The sequence below is a fragment of the Pseudomonas vranovensis genome (genome assembly GCF_040438935.1).
GTDB classification, from domain to species: Bacteria; Pseudomonadota; Gammaproteobacteria; order Pseudomonadales; family Pseudomonadaceae; genus Aquipseudomonas; species Aquipseudomonas vranovensis.
The window spans coordinates 5,312,797-5,328,968 of sequence record NZ_CP159259.1; the positions used below are offsets into that span (position 1 = coordinate 5,312,797).

At 62.6% G+C, this 16,172-nt stretch carries 17 protein-coding genes; 7 read left to right on the forward strand and 10 right to left on the reverse strand.

Going from position 1 to position 16,172, the window contains the following annotated elements; genetic code table 11:
• Window positions 1-4 precede the first annotated feature (4 nt).
• Both hisA and hisF read left to right on the forward strand, forming a co-directional pair.
• On the forward strand, window positions 5-742 hold the full coding sequence (gene hisA, locus ABVN19_RS24555) for a 1-(5-phosphoribosyl)-5-[(5-phosphoribosylamino)methylideneamino]imidazole-4-carboxamide isomerase (RefSeq protein ID WP_028942259.1): 738 nt from the start codon (window positions 5-7) through the stop codon (window positions 740-742).
• Between the two features lie 10 nt (window positions 743-752).
• Window positions 753-1,523, forward strand: a complete 771-nt coding sequence (hisF, locus tag ABVN19_RS24560; RefSeq protein WP_010221324.1) for an imidazole glycerol phosphate synthase subunit HisF — start codon at window positions 753-755, stop codon at window positions 1,521-1,523.
• Window positions 1,524-1,596: 73 nt separating this feature from the next.
• Here the strand turns inward: hisF and choV are convergent, their stop codons facing one another.
• The 3 genes from choV to ABVN19_RS24575 all read right to left on the reverse strand — a co-directional run bounded on the left by choV (window position 1,597) and on the right by ABVN19_RS24575 (window position 4,633).
• A complete protein-coding gene (choV, locus tag ABVN19_RS24565; protein ID WP_028942258.1) occupies window positions 1,597-2,775 on the reverse strand; it encodes a choline ABC transporter ATP-binding protein in 1,179 nt (392 codons plus the stop codon).
• Window positions 2,772-3,620 (reverse strand): choline ABC transporter permease subunit, encoded by an 849-nt coding sequence (gene choW / locus ABVN19_RS24570; protein WP_177431039.1) that lies wholly within the window; start codon window positions 3,618-3,620, stop codon window positions 2,772-2,774. The genes choV and choW overlap by 4 nt, the downstream gene beginning before the upstream one ends.
• Before the next feature lie 65 nt (window positions 3,621-3,685).
• Window positions 3,686-4,633, reverse strand: coding sequence for a choline ABC transporter substrate-binding protein (locus ABVN19_RS24575; RefSeq protein WP_028942256.1), 948 nt, complete (start codon window positions 4,631-4,633; stop codon window positions 3,686-3,688).
• Between the two features lie 450 nt (window positions 4,634-5,083).
• Between ABVN19_RS24575 and ABVN19_RS24580 the strand changes: the two genes are divergently transcribed.
• The gene (locus ABVN19_RS24580) at window positions 5,084-6,460 is read left to right on the forward strand and encodes an L-serine ammonia-lyase (RefSeq protein WP_028942255.1); all 1,377 of its coding nucleotides are present in this window, start codon (window positions 5,084-5,086) and stop codon (window positions 6,458-6,460) included.
• Between the two features lie 408 nt (window positions 6,461-6,868).
• On the forward strand, window positions 6,869-7,972 hold the full coding sequence (locus ABVN19_RS24585) for a GlxA family transcriptional regulator (protein WP_028942254.1): 1,104 nt from the start codon (window positions 6,869-6,871) through the stop codon (window positions 7,970-7,972).
• A 73-nt stretch (window positions 7,973-8,045) separates the two neighbouring features.
• Here the strand turns inward: ABVN19_RS24585 and ABVN19_RS24590 are convergent, their stop codons facing one another.
• From ABVN19_RS24590 to choX, 5 genes are all read right to left on the reverse strand, one after another.
• Window positions 8,046-8,300, reverse strand: coding sequence for a hypothetical protein (locus ABVN19_RS24590; protein ID WP_028942253.1), 255 nt, complete (start codon window positions 8,298-8,300; stop codon window positions 8,046-8,048).
• 330 nt (window positions 8,301-8,630) lie between these two features.
• Window positions 8,631-9,095: a thioesterase family protein gene (locus tag ABVN19_RS24595; protein ID WP_028942252.1), complete on the reverse strand. Its 465-nt coding sequence runs from the start codon at window positions 9,093-9,095 to the stop codon at window positions 8,631-8,633.
• A 13-nt stretch (window positions 9,096-9,108) separates the two neighbouring features.
• Window positions 9,109-10,074 carry an L-carnitine dehydrogenase gene (locus ABVN19_RS24600; RefSeq protein ID WP_105641435.1) on the reverse strand — a complete coding sequence of 322 codons (966 nt, stop codon included), beginning with the start codon at window positions 10,072-10,074 and terminating at the stop codon, window positions 9,109-9,111.
• Between the two features lie 15 nt (window positions 10,075-10,089).
• Complete coding sequence (locus ABVN19_RS24605) at window positions 10,090-10,974, reverse strand: 3-keto-5-aminohexanoate cleavage protein (protein ID WP_028942250.1); 885 nt, start codon at window positions 10,972-10,974, stop codon at window positions 10,090-10,092.
• 87 nt (window positions 10,975-11,061) lie between these two features.
• The gene (choX, locus tag ABVN19_RS24610; RefSeq protein ID WP_028942249.1) at window positions 11,062-12,006 is read right to left on the reverse strand and encodes a choline ABC transporter substrate-binding protein; all 945 of its coding nucleotides are present in this window, start codon (window positions 12,004-12,006) and stop codon (window positions 11,062-11,064) included.
• 171 nt (window positions 12,007-12,177) lie between these two features.
• On the opposite strand from choX, the gene ABVN19_RS24615 reads away from it, so the two are divergent.
• Complete coding sequence (locus ABVN19_RS24615; RefSeq protein ID WP_028942248.1) at window positions 12,178-13,137, forward strand: GlxA family transcriptional regulator; 960 nt, start codon at window positions 12,178-12,180, stop codon at window positions 13,135-13,137.
• Here the strand turns inward: ABVN19_RS24615 and ABVN19_RS24620 are convergent.
• Both ABVN19_RS24620 and ABVN19_RS24625 read right to left on the reverse strand, forming a co-directional pair.
• Complete coding sequence (locus ABVN19_RS24620) at window positions 13,124-13,543, reverse strand: DUF3010 family protein (protein ID WP_028942247.1); 420 nt, start codon at window positions 13,541-13,543, stop codon at window positions 13,124-13,126. The genes ABVN19_RS24615 and ABVN19_RS24620 overlap by 14 nt on opposite strands.
• 19 nt (window positions 13,544-13,562) lie before the next feature.
• Window positions 13,563-13,967: a lysozyme inhibitor LprI family protein gene (locus ABVN19_RS24625; RefSeq protein ID WP_028942246.1), complete on the reverse strand. Its 405-nt coding sequence runs from the start codon at window positions 13,965-13,967 to the stop codon at window positions 13,563-13,565.
• A gap of 206 nt (window positions 13,968-14,173) precedes the next feature.
• Between ABVN19_RS24625 and ABVN19_RS24630 the strand changes: the two genes are divergently transcribed.
• Together ABVN19_RS24630 and ABVN19_RS24635 are read left to right on the forward strand one after the other, a co-directional pair.
• Window positions 14,174-14,881: a winged helix-turn-helix domain-containing protein gene (locus ABVN19_RS24630; RefSeq protein ID WP_105641436.1), complete on the forward strand. Its 708-nt coding sequence runs from the start codon at window positions 14,174-14,176 to the stop codon at window positions 14,879-14,881.
• Window positions 14,882-16,171: an ATP-binding protein gene (locus tag ABVN19_RS24635; protein ID WP_105641437.1), complete on the forward strand. Its 1,290-nt coding sequence runs from the start codon at window positions 14,882-14,884 to the stop codon at window positions 16,169-16,171.
• Window position 16,172: the final 1 nt, after the last annotated feature.

Consider the following 16,172-nt stretch of genomic DNA (forward strand, 5'->3'; position numbering starts at 1 on the left):
CCAGATGCTGATTATCCCCGCTATCGATCTCAAGGACGGTGCTTGCGTACGCCTGCGCCAGGGCCGTATGGAAGATTCCACCGTTTTTTCCGATGACCCGGTGAGCATGGCCGCCAAATGGGTCGAGGGCGGCTGCCGTCGTCTGCATCTGGTCGACCTGAACGGCGCCTTCGAAGGCCAGCCGGTCAATGGCGAAGTGGTTACCGCCATTGCCAAGCGCTACCCGAACCTGCCGATCCAGATCGGCGGCGGTATCCGCTCGCTGGAAACCATCGAGCATTACGTCAAGGCCGGCGTCAGCTACGTGATCATCGGCACCAAGGCAGTGAAAGAGCCCGAGTTCGTCGCAGAAGCCTGCCGTGCCTTCCCGGGCAAGGTCATTGTCGGCCTGGACGCCAAGGACGGCTTCGTCGCCACCGACGGCTGGGCCGAAGTCAGCACTGTGCAGGTCATCGACCTGGCCAAGCGTTTCGAGGCTGACGGCGTCTCGGCCATCGTCTACACCGACATCGCCAAAGACGGCATGATGCAGGGCTGCAACGTGCCGTTCACCGCCGCCCTGGCCGAAGCCACCAAGATCCCGGTCATCGCCTCCGGCGGTATCCACAACCTGGGTGACATCAAGGCCCTGCTCGACGCCAAGGCGCCAGGCATCATCGGTGCGATCACCGGCCGCGCCATCTACGAAGGCACCCTGGACGTTGCCGAGGCGCAAGCCTTCTGCGACGCCTACAAAGGCTGAGGAACGACCCATGGCATTGGCCAAGCGCATCATCCCTTGCCTGGACGTCGACAACGGCCGAGTGGTCAAGGGCGTCAAGTTCGAGAATATCCGCGATGCCGGTGACCCGGTGGAAATCGCCCGTCGCTACGATGAACAGGGCGCCGACGAGATCACCTTTCTCGACATCACGGCCAGCGTCGATGGCCGTGACACCACCTTGCATACTGTCGAGCGCATGGCCAGCCAGGTATTCATCCCGCTGACCGTGGGCGGTGGCGTGCGCACCGTGCAAGACATCCGCAACCTGCTCAACGCCGGTGCCGACAAGGTTTCGATCAACACTGCCGCGGTGTTCAACCCGGAGTTCGTCGGCGAAGCTGCCGCGCATTTCGGCTCTCAGTGCATTGTGGTCGCCATCGATGCCAAGAAGGTTTCCGGCCCGGGCGAAACCCCGCGCTGGGAAATCTTCACCCACGGTGGCCGCAAGCCGACCGGCCTGGATGCCGTTGAATGGGCAAAGAAAATGGAAGGCCTGGGTGCTGGTGAGATCCTGCTGACCAGCATGGATCAGGATGGCATGAAGAACGGCTTCGACCTGGGCGTAACCCGGGCCATCAGCGATGCGCTGGGGATTCCGGTGATTGCCTCCGGTGGTGTGGGCAACCTGCAGCACCTGGCCGATGGCATTATCGAAGGGCATGCCAGCGCAGTGCTGGCGGCGAGCATCTTCCACTTCGGTGAGTACACCGTGCCTGAAGCCAAGGCCTTCATGGCCAAGCAGGGCATCGTCGTTCGCTGAAATTGCAAAGCTGATCGCGGGGCAAGCCCGCTCCCACCAGGCCGGTGGGAGCGGGCTTGCCCCGCGATGCTTTTTACCCCAGATTCTTGCCCAGCAACGCGTGATACAGCTCGCTGTCACCCAGAATCCCCACCACTGAATTCCCTTCCTGAAGCACCAGCTTGTTACCGGTCTGGTAGCGAATCTGCAGCGCTTCACGCATGCCGATGCTGGCGCTGACCAGGGTTGGCTTGCGCCCCAGGTCTTCCACTGCTTCTCCTGGCGCCCAGTTCTGCAGGTCGAGGCCGTTGACGCCCTGGCGCGCGCCTTTGATGGTGTTGCCTTCGGCCAGGTCCAGCCACGAATCGCCGCCCGGGTCCAGGCAGATCGAGCCGTTGATCCGCTTGCACTTGTCCAGGGTGCGCATCAGGCTGCGGCCGCACAGTACGTTGAGGGGGTTGGTGTGGGCGACGAAGGTACGCACGTATTCGTCGGCCGGGTTGAGGACGATTTCTTCTGGCTTGCTGTACTGGATGATCTTGCCGTCCTTCATGATCGCGATTCGGCTGCCCAGCTTCAGCGCTTCGTCCAGGTCGTGACTCACGAACACGATGGTTTTGCTCAGCTTGCGCTGCAGCTCCAGCAGTTCGTCCTGCAGGCCCTGGCGAATCAGCGGGTCGAGGGCCGAGAAGGGTTCGTCCATCAGCAGGATATCGGCGTCCATCGCCAGGGCGCGGGCCAGGCCTACACGTTGCTGCATGCCGCCGGAGAGTTCGTCGGGCTTTTTGTTGCGCCATTGGGTCAGGCCGACCAGCTCGAGCTTCTCGTCGACCAGCTTGCGCCGTTCCTTCTCGGGGCGGCCCTGCATTTCCAGGCCGAAGCTGATGTTCTCGCGCACGGTGAGCCAGGGCATCAGGGCGAACTTCTGGAACACCATGGCGATGCGCTTGGTGCGCATCATTTTCAGTTCCGCCGGGGTGCAGTGGGCGATGTCGATGTGCGAGCCTTCGTGCTCGACAAACAACTTGCCACGGCTGACGGTGTTCAGGCCGTTGATACAGCGCAGCAGGCTCGACTTGCCCGAACCGGACAGGCCCATCAGCACGCAGATCTCGCCTTTGTTGATGTCCAGGTTGGCTTTTTCGACGCCGACTACCAGCCCGGTTTTCTTCAGGATCTGCTCCCGCGAAAGGCCTTGGTCTAGCAGGCTGAGGGCCTCACGCGGTCGGCTGGAGAAGATAACGTCTACATCTTCGAAGCGAATAATGCTCATGCTTCACTCCTTACCGGTGCGTCGGGTTGTTTGCAGATACGGTCGAGCATGATCGCCAGCAGCACGATCGCAAGACCTGCTTCGAAGCCCAGGGCGATATCGGCGGTGTTCAGTGCGTTGACCACAGGTTTGCCCAGGCCGTCGGCGCCCACCAGGGCGGCAATGACCACCATCGACAGTGACAGCATGATGCATTGGGTGACGCCGGCAGCGATGCTCGGCATGGCGTGGGGCAGTTCGATGCGCGAGAGCAGTTGTCGGCGCGAGCAACCGAAGGCCTTGCCGGCATCCAGCAGCTCCTGGGGTACGTCGCAGATGCCCAGGTAAGTGAGGCGGATCGGTGCGGCGATGGCGAACACCACCGTGGAGATCAGCCCCGGTACCACGCCCAGGCCGAACAGGGTCAGTGTCGGGATCAGGTAGACGAAGGTGGGCACCGTCTGCATCAAGTCCAGCACCGGACGCATGGCGGTATAGAACATCGGCTTGTGGGCGGCGAGGATGCCCAGCGGTACGCCGATGGCCACGCAGACCATGGTGGCGAACAGCACCTGGGCCAGGGTTTCCATGGTTTCTTGCCAGTAACCCAGATTGAGGATCAGCAGGAATGACAGCACGCAGAAGGCGGTCAGCGCCCATTTGCGCTGGATCAGGTGCGCGATCACTGCAACCAGGCCGATCAGGACGAAAGGATTGAACCAGGTCAACGCCCCGGTCACCCCGTGAATCATCAATTCCAGTGCTTCGGCGAAGGCATCGAAGTAGTTGGCGCCGTGTTGGGTCAACCATTCGACGAAGCCTGCGATGTACTGGCCCAGTGGTATTTTTTGATCGATCAGCATGATAGCGAGCGTCCACCTGCAAAAGATTGAAGACAGCCTGCGGCGGGCGAACCCGCCGCAGGTGGTGCTTACTGCGTCAGTTTGGCTTTGGCCGCTTCCAGGCCCGGTTTGCCGTCAACGGTGGTAACCCCTGCCAGCCAGGTATCGAGTACCTGAGGGTTCTTTTTCAGCCAGGCCTTGGCTGCGGCGTCGGGTTTCATTTTGTCGTCCAGGACGTTGCCCATCAGGGTGCTTTCCATGTCCAGGGTGAAGGACAGGTTTTTCAACAACTGACCGACGTTGCTGCATTCCTGCACATAGCCCTTGCGCGTGTTGGTCAGCACCGTGGCCTTGCCGTATTCGGGACCGAAGAAGTCATCGCCCCCGTCCAGGTATTTCATCTTGAAGCGGGTGTTCATCGGGTGCGGTTCCCAGCCCAGGAACACCACGGCGGTGTCACGGCGCTGGGCGCGTTCAACCTGCGAGAGCATGCCGGCCTCGCTGGATTCGACCACCTTGAAACCGGCGTCCTTGAGGCCGAAGGCGTTCTTGTCGATCATGGTTTGAATGGTGCGGTTGCCGTCATTGCCAGGCTCGATCCCGTAGATCTTGCCGTCCAGCTCCTTCTTGAACTTGGGAATGTCGGCGAAGGTTTTCAGGCCCTTGTCATACAGCGCCTGAGGTACAGCCAGGGTGTACTTGGCGTTCTCGAGGTTCGCCCGTACGGTTTCCACGGTGCCGGCATCGCGGTACTGCTTGATGTCGTTTTCCATGGTTGGCATCCAGTTGCCGAGAAACACATCCATATTTTTGCCATCGGCCAGCGACTTGTAGGTCACCGGGACCGAGATCATGGTGGTCTTGGTCTTGTAGCCCAGCGACTGCAACACCACGCTGGTGACTGCGGTGGTCACGGTGATGTCGGTCCAGCCGACATCGGAGAAGTTGACGGTATGGCACTGCTCGGGCTCGGCGGCCTGGGCCAGCACCGGCAGACTCAGCGCCGCGGCCAGCAACAGCGAAGGTGAACCTTTCATACGATGGACTCCTGATGTTTTTCTCGGACGTCCCACGGGACCGCCGTGCTTTATGGTTTGCAGTCGGTCGGGCCTGGCTATCGGGCTATAGCGGGACAGGTGCCGTGCAATCGAGTCGATACCGATCATCTAACAGCGAAAATCAAACGCCTACAGGGTGCGTCGTATCCAGTACAGACAGGGTCGCATCCAGTGTCGATGAGGTCGTTTACAGATTTTTCCCGCCCCGTAAACGTGGTTTCAGTGCATCTGCACCGTAAAAAAACGGCGCATGGACGCGGGTGACAACTGGCGGCGTTGCTGAGCAAGAGCACGTCGGTTGCAGACGTCAGACCTCGGGTCAAAAGCCTGATGATGCGCGAATTCGGCGGATTGCCGCCTAATCAGCGTAGCAGTTGCACCGTCCTTGGCGTGGGCTGTGGGCGGCTGCTCAATCAGGAGGTAGGTGGCATGGCCATCAGTGTGTTCGACCTGTTCAAGATCGGCGTCGGCCCTTCCAGTTCCCATACCGTGGGCCCGATGCGGGCGGCGGCGTTGTTCGTCCAGGGCCTGCGTGAGCGCGGTGAGCTTGAGCAGGTGCGACGCATCGAGGTGCGCCTGTACGGCTCGCTGTCGGCTACCGGTATCGGCCATGGCAGCGACAATGCAGTGATCATGGGCCTGATGGGCGAATGGCCAGATGCAATCGACCCGTCGCAGATCGGCCTGCGCATTGCCACCTTGCGCGAGACAGACACCTTGCTCCTCGATGGCAGGCTCGAAGTCGGGTTTGTCTGGGGCCGCGACATGTTGTTGCTGGACGAGAACCTTCCCTACCACCCCAATGCCATGACCCTGATCGCAGAAGGCGCATCGGGCGAGCTGCACCGCGATACCTACTACTCGGTTGGTGGCGGCTTTGTGGTCGATGCCGCGCAGGCCGCCAGCGGTGTGTTGGATGCCGACAACACCGTGTTGCCCTACGATTTCAACAGTGCCGTGGAGCTGCTGGAGTTGTGCAAGCAAAACGACCTGCGCGTGTCGCAATTGATGCTGGAAAACGAAAAGGTCTGGCGCAGTGAAGAGGAGATTCGCGCTGGGCTGTTGAAGCTGTGGCACGCCATGCAGGCCTGTGTCGAAAACGGTCTCAAATACGAAGGCATTCTTCCCGGCGGACTGAATGTGAAGCGTCGTGCGGCCAAGCTGCACCGCAGCCTGCAAGAGTTGAACAAGCCCAATGTGATCGGCTCGACCCTGAGCGCCATGGAGTGGGTCAACCTCTATGCCCTGGCGGTGAACGAGGAAAACGCCGCCGGCGGGCGCATGGTGACTGCGCCCACCAATGGCGCAGCGGGGATCATTCCGGCGGTGCTGCACTACTACATGCGCTTCAGCGATGAAGTCAGTGAAGCGAACGTGGTCGACTTCTTTCTGGGCGCGGCAGCGGTGGGCATTCTGTGCAAAAAGAATGCGTCGATTTCCGGTGCCGAGGTCGGCTGCCAGGGCGAGGTCGGTTCAGCCTGCGCCATGGCGGCTGCAGGGTTGGCAGAAGTGCTCGGCGCCACCCCGGCACAGCTGGAGAACGCGGCCGAGATTGGCCTCGAGCACAACCTGGGATTGACTTGCGACCCGGTGGGCGGCCTGGTTCAGGTGCCGTGCATCGAGCGCAATGCCATTGCTGCGGTCAAGGCGATCAACGCCGCACAGATGGCCCTGCGCGGCGACGGCGAGCACTTCATCTCCCTCGACCGGGTGATCCGCACCATGCGCGATACCGGTGCCGACATGCACGACAAGTACAAGGAAACGTCGCGCGGTGGCCTGGCCGTCAGCGCCATTGAGTGCTGAGTGCCCTACAGACGCTGCGCCTTTTTCGCACATAACCTGTACGCGCGCCGCCTTTTGGCGCGCGGCACGGCACCCCGGCCTTAAACGCTTGTTACCCCCGGCTGAAGTACTTGGGTGACATTTGTCACATGTCGTTTCTGGGCATCCTTCCCACAAGTGCTACCGAACTGCTCATTTTTCCTACGCACCGGCGCTAGCCCGGTCGTTTGCGTTTGTGTCCAGGCCTGGAAGCAGGGGCCAGATAGACGCTGCGCGACGTCGTTTTTGGGTTTTGTTGAATAGCCATTCAATTTCAGGCATGGCAATTGCGTTGTGATAGTCAAAAGCCCCTGCATTCGAATCGGGGCCGTGACAAAAAAGCCCGTGCCTGCCTGAGGCGCACCCTGCATTGTGTGAGGAGATACCGCGATGACGTCGTACAACTCCGGGACCCCAACCCAGAACCGCACACCTCAATCCATCGGCTTCCTGCTGCTGGACAACTTCACCCTCATCTCCCTGGCGTCTGCGGTCGAGCCGCTGCGCATGGCCAACCAGCTGTCGGGCCGTGAACTGTATCGCTGGAGCACCTTGAGTGTGGATGGCGGTCAGGTCTGGGCCAGTGATGGCTTGCAGATCACCCCGGACGCGGCGATGCACAAGGCGCCCGCCATGGACACGGTCATCGTCTGCGGCGGTATCGGCATTCAGCGCACGGTGACCCGAGAGCACGTGACGTGGCTGCAGAGCCAGGCCCGCCAGTCGCGTCGCCTGGGTGCGGTGTGTACCGGAAGCTGGGCGCTGGCCTGCGCCGGCCTGCTCGATGGTTTTGATTGCAGTGTGCACTGGGAGTGCCTGGCGGCCATGCAGGAGGCTTTCCCGCGGGTGAGCATGAGCACCCGTTTATTCACCCTCGACCGCAACCGCTTCACCAGCTCTGGCGGCACCGCGCCGCTGGACATGATGCTGCACCTGATCAGTCGCGACCACGGCCGCGAACTGTCGGCGGCGATCTCCGAGATGTTCGTCTACGAGCGCATCCGCAACGAACAGGACCACCAGCGCGTGCCGCTCAAGCACATGCTGGGCACCAACCAGCCCAAGCTTCAGGAAATCGTTGCGCTCATGGAAGCCAACCTGGAAGAGCCGATCGACCTGGACGAACTGGCTGTGTATGTAGCGGTGTCGCGTCGCCAGCTGGAGCGCCTGTTCCAGAAGTACCTGCACTGCTCGCCGTCGCGCTACTACCTCAAGCTGCGCCTGATCCGTGCCCGGCAACTGCTCAAGCAGACACCGATGTCGATCATCGAGGTGGCGTCGGTGTGCGGGTTTGTCTCTACGCCGCACTTCTCCAAGTGCTACCGCGAGTACTTCGGTATTCCGCCACGTGACGAGCGCGTGGGCTCCAACACCGCGCAGCAAGTGGCGATGATGCCGATTCCACAGGCACTGGTGTTGTCGCCGCTGGCAGGGCCGATGTCGGCGTTGAGCCAGGCGCGCAACGAGTCGACGTTTGCCAGTGTGAGGCTCTGAATTGGGGTGAATTCACCGCGGGGCAAGCCCGCTCCCACAGAGCTTGTGGGAGCGGGCTTGCCCCGTGATGCGTTTAGCGACTGTTGAACTGCGCCAACGCCGGTAACAGCTGCTTTTCGATGGCCTGGCGCACCGCCGGCAGAATCGTCGCGTTACCGGTGTACATCTGCTCGACCATTCCCTTCAGGGCCTTGGCCCGCGGCTCGCTCAAGCCCCGCACCGCACACTCGCAGGCCTGTTCGGCACTGGCGTCGGCCGGCATCTCGAACCCCAGCGCGCGCAGCTGGCCCAGCAGGTCGTCCTGATCAATCAAATCCGCATGCATCATGGTTGTTGTCCTTGTTTGCAGGTGTGATCGTGAGTCGATTCTGTGGGCGTGGGTGGGCCGCGGCAAGGGCAGAATGTCGCAATGGCCGCTTTGGCTATGAACAGGTCGTTTTCGGCTAAATCATCGGGACGGGGAGGCTGCACACTGGGGCCATGCACAGTTACAGGAAGGTTTGGTCACCTCCCGCTTCGCGCATGCAGATGCTCTTGCTTGACCCCGGTTGCGTCACGGCTTACCGGGGTTTTTTTATGGGTTGAGCGGGAGCGGGCTTGCCCCGCGATAGCAATCTCACAGGCACATCGCATCGCGGGGCAAGTCGCACCGCCGCTCCTACAGGCCAATCACCCGGCCAATGAATGCCGCTGCCGGCAGGTCTTGTTGCTCATCCACAATGGCCTGCAACCGCTGCGCAATCTCAGGCGCAAAGGGCGCAGAGCGGGGCCCCGCCAGGTCCACATGCAACAGCATCTGCTCACTGGCCGCCAAGGCTTCGTCGAAGCCCTCGCGGTGCAGGCTGTGGTAAAGGTGCAGGCGCTTGCGGTCAAAGCCGATCACCTGGGTTTGCACCCACACCTCTGTGCCCAGCTTCACTTCATGCAGGTAGTTCAGGTGGCACTCCAGGGTAAACAGCGAGTGCCCGCTGGCGCTGCGGTTGTCGCTGTCCAGGCCGATGTGGTCCATGAAGGCATCGGTGGCATAGCTGAAAATCAACAGGTAGAAGGCATCGCGCAAATGCCCGTTGTAGTCGACCCAGTCCGCCTGGACTGGGGTCTGGTAGGTGATCAAGGCGGGCATCACAACACTCCGGTCAGTCGCTGAAGGCCATGCCGTGCTTGGCCTTGGTGGTTTTGACCGCATCCAGCACGGCCAGCAGGCAATCATCACGATAGCGCTCAAGCGAGTTGATGCTGCGCTTGCCCAGTTGTTCGCTGGTGCCGTCGACCACGGCATCGATCAGGTCTTCGGTGAGCGCCGGCGCGGGCAGGTAGGTCCAGGGCAACTGCAGCGCCGGGCCGAACTGGGACATGAAGTGGCGCATGCCGGCATCGCCCCCGGCCAGGGTGTAGGTCAGGAAGGTGCCCATGAACGACCAGCGCAGGCCGGCACCAAAGCGAATGGCGTCGTCGATTTCGCCGGTGGTGGCCACGCCGTCGTTGACCAGGTGCAGGGCTTCGCGCCACAGCGCTTCGAGCAGGCGGTCGGCGATAAAACCGGGGACTTCCTTGCGTACGTGCAAGGGCCGCATACCCAGGCGGGTGTAGACGGCTTTCGCCGCTTCGATGGCCTCGGGCGAGGTCTTGTTGCCGCCGACGATTTCCACCAGTGGCAACAGGTATACCGGGTTGAACGGGTGGCCGACCACGCAGCGCTCAGGGTGGGTGGAGGACTCGTAGAACTCGCTGGGCAACAGCCCCGAGGTACTGGAGCCGATCAGGGCGTTGGGCTTGGCCGCGGCGCTGATCTTGCCGTGCAGGTCGAGTTTCAGGTCCAGGCGCTCAGGTGCGCTTTCCTGGATGAAGTCGGCGTCGCGCACACACGCCTCGATGGTGTCGACGAAGCGCAGGCGATCTTGCGAGGCGCCCGGCGCCAGGCCCTGTTTCTCCAGGGCCGGCCAGGCATTGGCAATGCGCTTGCGCAGCGCCGTCTCGGCGCCGGGTGCCGGGTCCCAGGCCACTACGTCCAGGCCGTGGGCCAGGGCGCGGGCCACCCAGCCGCTGCCAATCACACCGCTGCCCAGGGCTGCGAACGTCTTGATCTCGGTGATAAAGCTCATCGTGCTCTCCAGTGTTCAGCGGCGGGTCAGGTTCATTTTGGCGCGGCCTTCGGCAGGGGTGAGTACCCGCGCGCCAAGGCGGCTGAGGATTTCGCCGGCGCGTTCAACCAACTGGCCGTTGCTGGCCAGTACGCCCTTGTCCAGGTACAGGTTGTCTTCCAGCCCCACCCGCACGTTGCCGCCCAGCAGCACCGCTTGCGCGGCCATGGGCATTTGCATGCGGCCGATGCCGAAGCCTGCCCAGGTGACGCCCGGCGGCAGGTTGTCGACCATCGCCTTCATGGTGGTGGTGTCGGCCGGAGCCCCCCATGGAATGCCCAGGCACAGCTGGAACAGCGGGTCGTCAAGCAGGCCTTCCTTGATCATTTGCTTGGCGAACCACAGGTGGCCGGTGTCGAAGATTTCCAACTCCGCTTTGACACCCAGTTCGGTGATGCGCTTGGCACCGGCGCGCAGCTGTGCCGGGGTCGAAACGTAGATGCTGTTGCCGTCGCCGAAATTGAGGGTGCCGCAGTCCAGGGTGCAGATTTCCGGCAACAGCGCCTCGACGTGGGCGAGGCGCTCCAGCGGGCCGATCAGGTCGGTGCCGGCGCCGAACTCCAGCGGCGTTTCGCCCGGGCCGATCTCCAGGTCGCCGCCCATGCCGGCGGTGAGGTTGACGATGATGTCCACATCCGACTCGCGGATGCGTTCCATCACTTCGCGGTACAGCGCCACATCGCGGCTGAAGCGGCCGGTCTGTGGGTCGCGGACATGGCAGTGGACCACGGTGGCACCGGCCTTGGCGGCTTCGACTGCGGCTGCTGCGATCTGCTTGGGAGTAACCGGTACCAGGTGGCTCTTGCTGGCGGTGTCGCCGGCGCCAGTGAGGGCGCAGGTGATGATGACGTCATGGTTCATGGCGGGGTTCCTTGGCGCGTGTCGGGGGTTGTCGCGGGGCAAGCCCGCTCCCACAGAGGCCTGTGAGGAGCTTGCCCCGCGATGAAGTCAGTTGGCAGTGAGCTGAAGGTTGTCGGCAGCCGGTTTGCCGTCAAAGGTGGTCACGCCCTCGAGCCAGCGCTTCTGGTCTTCAGGATGATCCTTGAGCCACTGGCGGGCGGAGGCCAGGGCGTCCTTGTGTTCGAGCAGCGGTTGCATCATGCGGCTCTCGTCTTCGGCGCTGAAGGTCAGGTTGGTCAGCAGTTTGTTCACGTTAGGGCAGCGCTCGGCGTAATCCGGGGCGGTGACGGTCCACACTGTGGCGCGGCCTTCATCCGGGCCCAGGGCGTCTTCGCTGCCGCTCAGGTACGCCATTTCGATGTTGACGTTCATCGGGTGCGGCGCCCAGCCGAAGAACACCACCGCCTCCTTGCGCCGCACGGCGCGATCGACGGCGGCGAGCATGCCGGCCTCGCTGGATTCGACCAGTTGGAATTTGCCCAGGCCAAACTGGTTCTTGCTGATCATCGCCTTGATCTGGGTGTTGGCGCCCGAGCCGGGCTCGATGCCGTAGATCTTGCCGCCCAGTTCCTTCTCGAATTTGGCGATGTCGGCGAAGGTTTTCAGGCCCTTGTCGGCCAGGTACTTGGGTACGGCGAGGGTGGCGCGGGCATCGTCGAGGCTTGGCTGGTCGAGGACCTTGACCTGGTTCTGCTTGATGAAGGGGGTGATGGTCTGGGTCATGATCGGGTTCCAGTAACCCAGGAACATGTCCAGGCGATTGTCGCGAATGCCGGCGAAGATGATCTGTTGCGAGGCACTGGTCTGCTTGGTCTTGTAGCCCAGGCCGTCGAGCAGCACCTGGGTCATGGCACTGGTGGCCATCACATCGGTCCAGTTGACCACGCCAAGGCGCACATTCTTGCAAGCAGCGGGTTCGGCTGCCCATACGTTGGTGCTGAGGATTGCGGTACCGACGAGCGTCAGCAGGCTACGGCTGATCAATCTGTTCATGGTGGCTCCTCCAACGGCAGTTCTAATTGTTATAAGGGGCGGCCTCTGCGTGCCGTGCTGATCAAGCTACGCGCACATCGCCAGGAAAAATCGCACCCTGGCGACCAGCACTTGCACACTGGCGACCTGCAAGGTATTAACCGCAGACCCGTGGCCGTCGAGTCGTTCGCTATGCCCCAGGATTTCTACTTTCTGTTGCTTCCCGGTTTTTCCGCCATCGGCTTTATCTCGGCGATCGAACCGCTGCGGGTGGCCAACCGCTTTCGCAGCGGGTTGTACCGCTGGCAGGTGTTGAGCATAGAGGGCGGGGCGGTGCAGGCCAGCAATGGCATGTCGGTCAATGCCGATGGCGCGCTGCAGCCGCTCGCCAAGGGTGCAACCTTGCTGGTGGTGGCCGGGTTCGAGCCGTTGGGTAGCTTCACACCTGCGCTGCAGCACTGGCTGCGCAAGCTCGATCACGACGGTGTGGTGCTCGGCGGCATCGACACCGGTGCGGTAGTCCTGGCCGAGGCAGGCCTGCTCGACGGCCACCGGGTGACCCTGCATTGGGAGGCGCTGGAGGCCTTCAAGGAGTCGTACCCGCAGCTGCAGGCGACCCAGGAGTTGTTCGAGGTGGACCGGCGGCGTATCACTTCGGCCGGTGGCACCGCCTCCATCGACCTGATGCTCGACCTGGTCGCCCAGGCCCACGGCGCACCGCTGGCGATCCAGGTGTCGGAGCAGTTCGTGCTGGGCCGTATCCGCCCGCGCCAGGACCACCAGCGCATGCAGATCGCCTCACGCTACGGCATCAGCAACAAGAAGCTGGTGCAGGTGATCGGCGAGATGGAACGCAACACCGAGCAACCCCTCAATACCCTGGTGCTGGCCGAGCAGGTGCAGGTCACCCGGCGCCAGCTGGAACGGTTGTTTCGCCTGTACCTGCACGACACCCCCAGTGGCTTTTACCTGCGCCTGCGCCTGGACAAGGCGCGGCAACTGCTGCGCCAGACCGACATGAGCGTGCTGGAAGTGGGGATAGCCTGCGGCTTCGAATCGGCGTCCTATTTCACCCGCTGCTATCGCGGGCGTTTCGAGCGCTGCCCGCGTGAAGACCGCAAGCCGCAGGCCGCAGCGATCAGCGGCGGGTGAGCAGCAGGGCGCAGGCGCTTTTGTAGGCTTCGTGCTGGTATTTGTTCAGCGAGGCGGGCGGCTCGATGTTGTGCTTCTTGGCCTGGGCGCTGACAGTTTGCGGCGACACCAGGGCCACTTCACAAGCGTCCAGCAATTGCAGGATGCCTTCGATCTTGAACGTGGTGGGCCCGCCGGCGAAGTCGCCTTTCTTGCTGCGCTTCTTGATGGCCAGGTGAGTGATGCCGTGCTCGCTGACAAACTGCCGGGCGAGGCTTGCAAAGGCTTTGACGTTGTCCGCCAGTTCGTCGTCTTCCAGACCGAGCTTTTTCGTTGCCGCGGCCAGGTGGGCCGGGCTTCCAGCCTCCAGTGCGACCACGGCCAGCAGGGCTTCGCTGCCCTTGATTTCGATTCCGCAGACTTTCATTCATACCTCGGGTCAGGGGTTATTGCAGGCCAAGTGATTGCAGGTATTCGGAGCGATCATCGCTGCGCTGGGCCAGGCAGGTGTTCTGGGCCACTTCAAACGCCTTGCTGCCAGGTTGCTCGGCGTAGGTCTCGACCTTGCAGTCGGCGTCACGCAACTGTTGCCACACCGCCTCGGCGTCACGCAGGCGCTTGCTCAGTTCGGCAATCCGCGTCGGCTTGCCGCTGTACTGCTCCTTGATGCGATCGAGCTGGTCGTTGAAGGCGGCATTGAGCTCGCGTTCGGCGCTCTGGCGGCTGTACAAGGCGCATTCATAGGCCTGCGGATCAGTCTCGACGTTGTCGCACGGCGTTGCGCTCTCGTCCTCTTGCGCTTGGACGCCGAATGCCAGCAACACCAGGGCCAGCCCTACCATCGATCTCATCTGCGACATCCTCCAATAGCCTGCGGGAACATGGGCGCCGATTCTCGCTCAGCGCCACAGCAAAGAACAGGGTAGCCGCAGCAGCTGTAAAAAAGCGTGCAGCGCACATGAACACTTATTCACAGACGTGCCGGGGCCGGGCACATAAACTCGGCGATTGGCCGTTATCTATACTCTTCAACCCTTCGATACCCTCTGGAAACGCCATGGAAAGTGCGGGACTGTTCAAGGTACTGCTGGTCGAGGACGACCTGAAACTGGCCGGCCTGGTGGCGCATTTTCTCGCCGAACACGGCTTTGACGTGCATTGCGTGCATCGCGGCGACGAAGCGCTGGAAGCCTTCCTGGCCTTCAAGCCAGCGCTGGTGGTGCTCGACTTGATGCTACCCGGGCTCAGCGGCTTGCAGGTGTGCCGGGCGATCCGCAGCCAGGCGGCAACGCCGATCGTCATCCTCACGGCCCGCGAGGATGACCTGGACCATATCCTGGGTCTTGAGTCTGGCGCCGACGACTACGTGATCAAACCCATAAAGCCTCCGGTGCTGCTGGCCCGGCTGCGTGCGTTGCAGCGGCGCCAGGGCAGCGATGCCCCCGGGCGCGACAGCCTGGAATTCGGGCGCCTGAGCATCGACCGCGCCAGCCGCGAAGCGCGCCTGGGCGATGAGCTGATCGAGCTGAGCACCATGGAGTTCGAGCTGCTGTGGTTGCTGGCAAGCTCGGCGGGGCAGATTCTCTCGCGTGACGACATCCTCAACCGCATTCGCGGCATCGCCTTCGATGGCCTGAACCGCAGTGTCGACGTTTATGTCAGCAAGCTGCGCAACAAACTCCACGACAACCCCCGCGAGCCGGTGTGCATCAAGACCGTCTGGGGCAAGGGCTACCTGTTCAATCCCTTCGCCTGGGAGCTGTAGATGCTGCGTCTGTTCCTTGGCCTGTACATCACCTTGGTACTGGGGTTCGCCCTGTCGATCACGGCGGTCGACCATGTGTTTACCTGGCTGCTCGATGGGCCGCTTGAGCGGTATCACCGCGAGGCCGTGCGTGGCCCGGCCTACAGCCTGGTGGAGCAACTGCGCCCGCTGGACAGCGGGGCGCGCCCGCAGAAACTCGCCGAGCTGCAAGCGCATTACGGCCTTGGCCTGAAGCTGATTGAAACCGACCTGTTGCAGCTCGACAAACGCGAGCAAGCATTGTTGGTCAGCGACCAACTGGTGGTGCGCAAGGACTTCACCCAGTTCATCGTGACCATCGATGGCGGCCCGCAAGTGTTGAGCATCGACCTGCCCGCAGAGCCCGAGGTGACCGAGGCCTACACCATCGGTGCCTATGCCATGCTGGCCGCCCTGATTGCCATTGCCCTGTTTCTCTGGGTGCGCCCGCACTGGCGTGACCTCGAGGGCCTGCGCCTGGCGGCGCAGCGCTTTGGTGACAACGACCTGCGCTCGCGTATCCATCTGTCGCGCCGCTCCAACATCCGTGAGCTGGCCGATCACTTCAACCAGATGGCCGGGCGCATCGAGGGGCTGATCGCCAATCAGCGCGAGCTGACCAATGCGGTGTCCCACGAGTTGCGCACGCCCATTGCCCGGCTGACCTTCGAGCTTGAGCAATTGCGCCAACTGTCGCGCCAGGAGGTCTGCGGTGCGTTGATCGATGACATGCATGCCGACCTCGGCGACCTTGAAGAAATGGTCTCGGAGCTGCTGACCTACGCCAGCCTCGAGCGCGGCGCCACCGAGATCAAGCGCGAAACCATCCAGGCCGCCAACTGGATCGACAGTGTGCTGGGGGCGGTGGCCCTGGAGGCGGAGGCCGCAGGTATTCAGCTGGTGCTGGATGCCTGCACGGTGCAATCGATCCGCATCGAACCACGGTTCATGGCCCGGGCGGTGATCAACCTGCTGCGCAACGCCATTCGCTATGCCGAACGCGAAGTACGAGTGCGTCTGGAGCGTGAGGGCGAGTGGTACCGGATCGTGGTGGAGGACGATGGCCCGGGAGTGCCTTTCAATGCCCGGGAGAAGATCTTCGAACCGTTCTCGCGACTGGATGCCAGCCGTGACCGCCGCACCGGCGGCTTTGGCCTGGGGCTGGCGCTGGTTCGCCGGGTGTCGCAATGGCACGGTGGCCAGGCCGATGTGCGCGATGCCGAAGCGGGCGGGGCGCTGTTTGTCCTGACCTGGCCCCATGACGCAGCCTGAG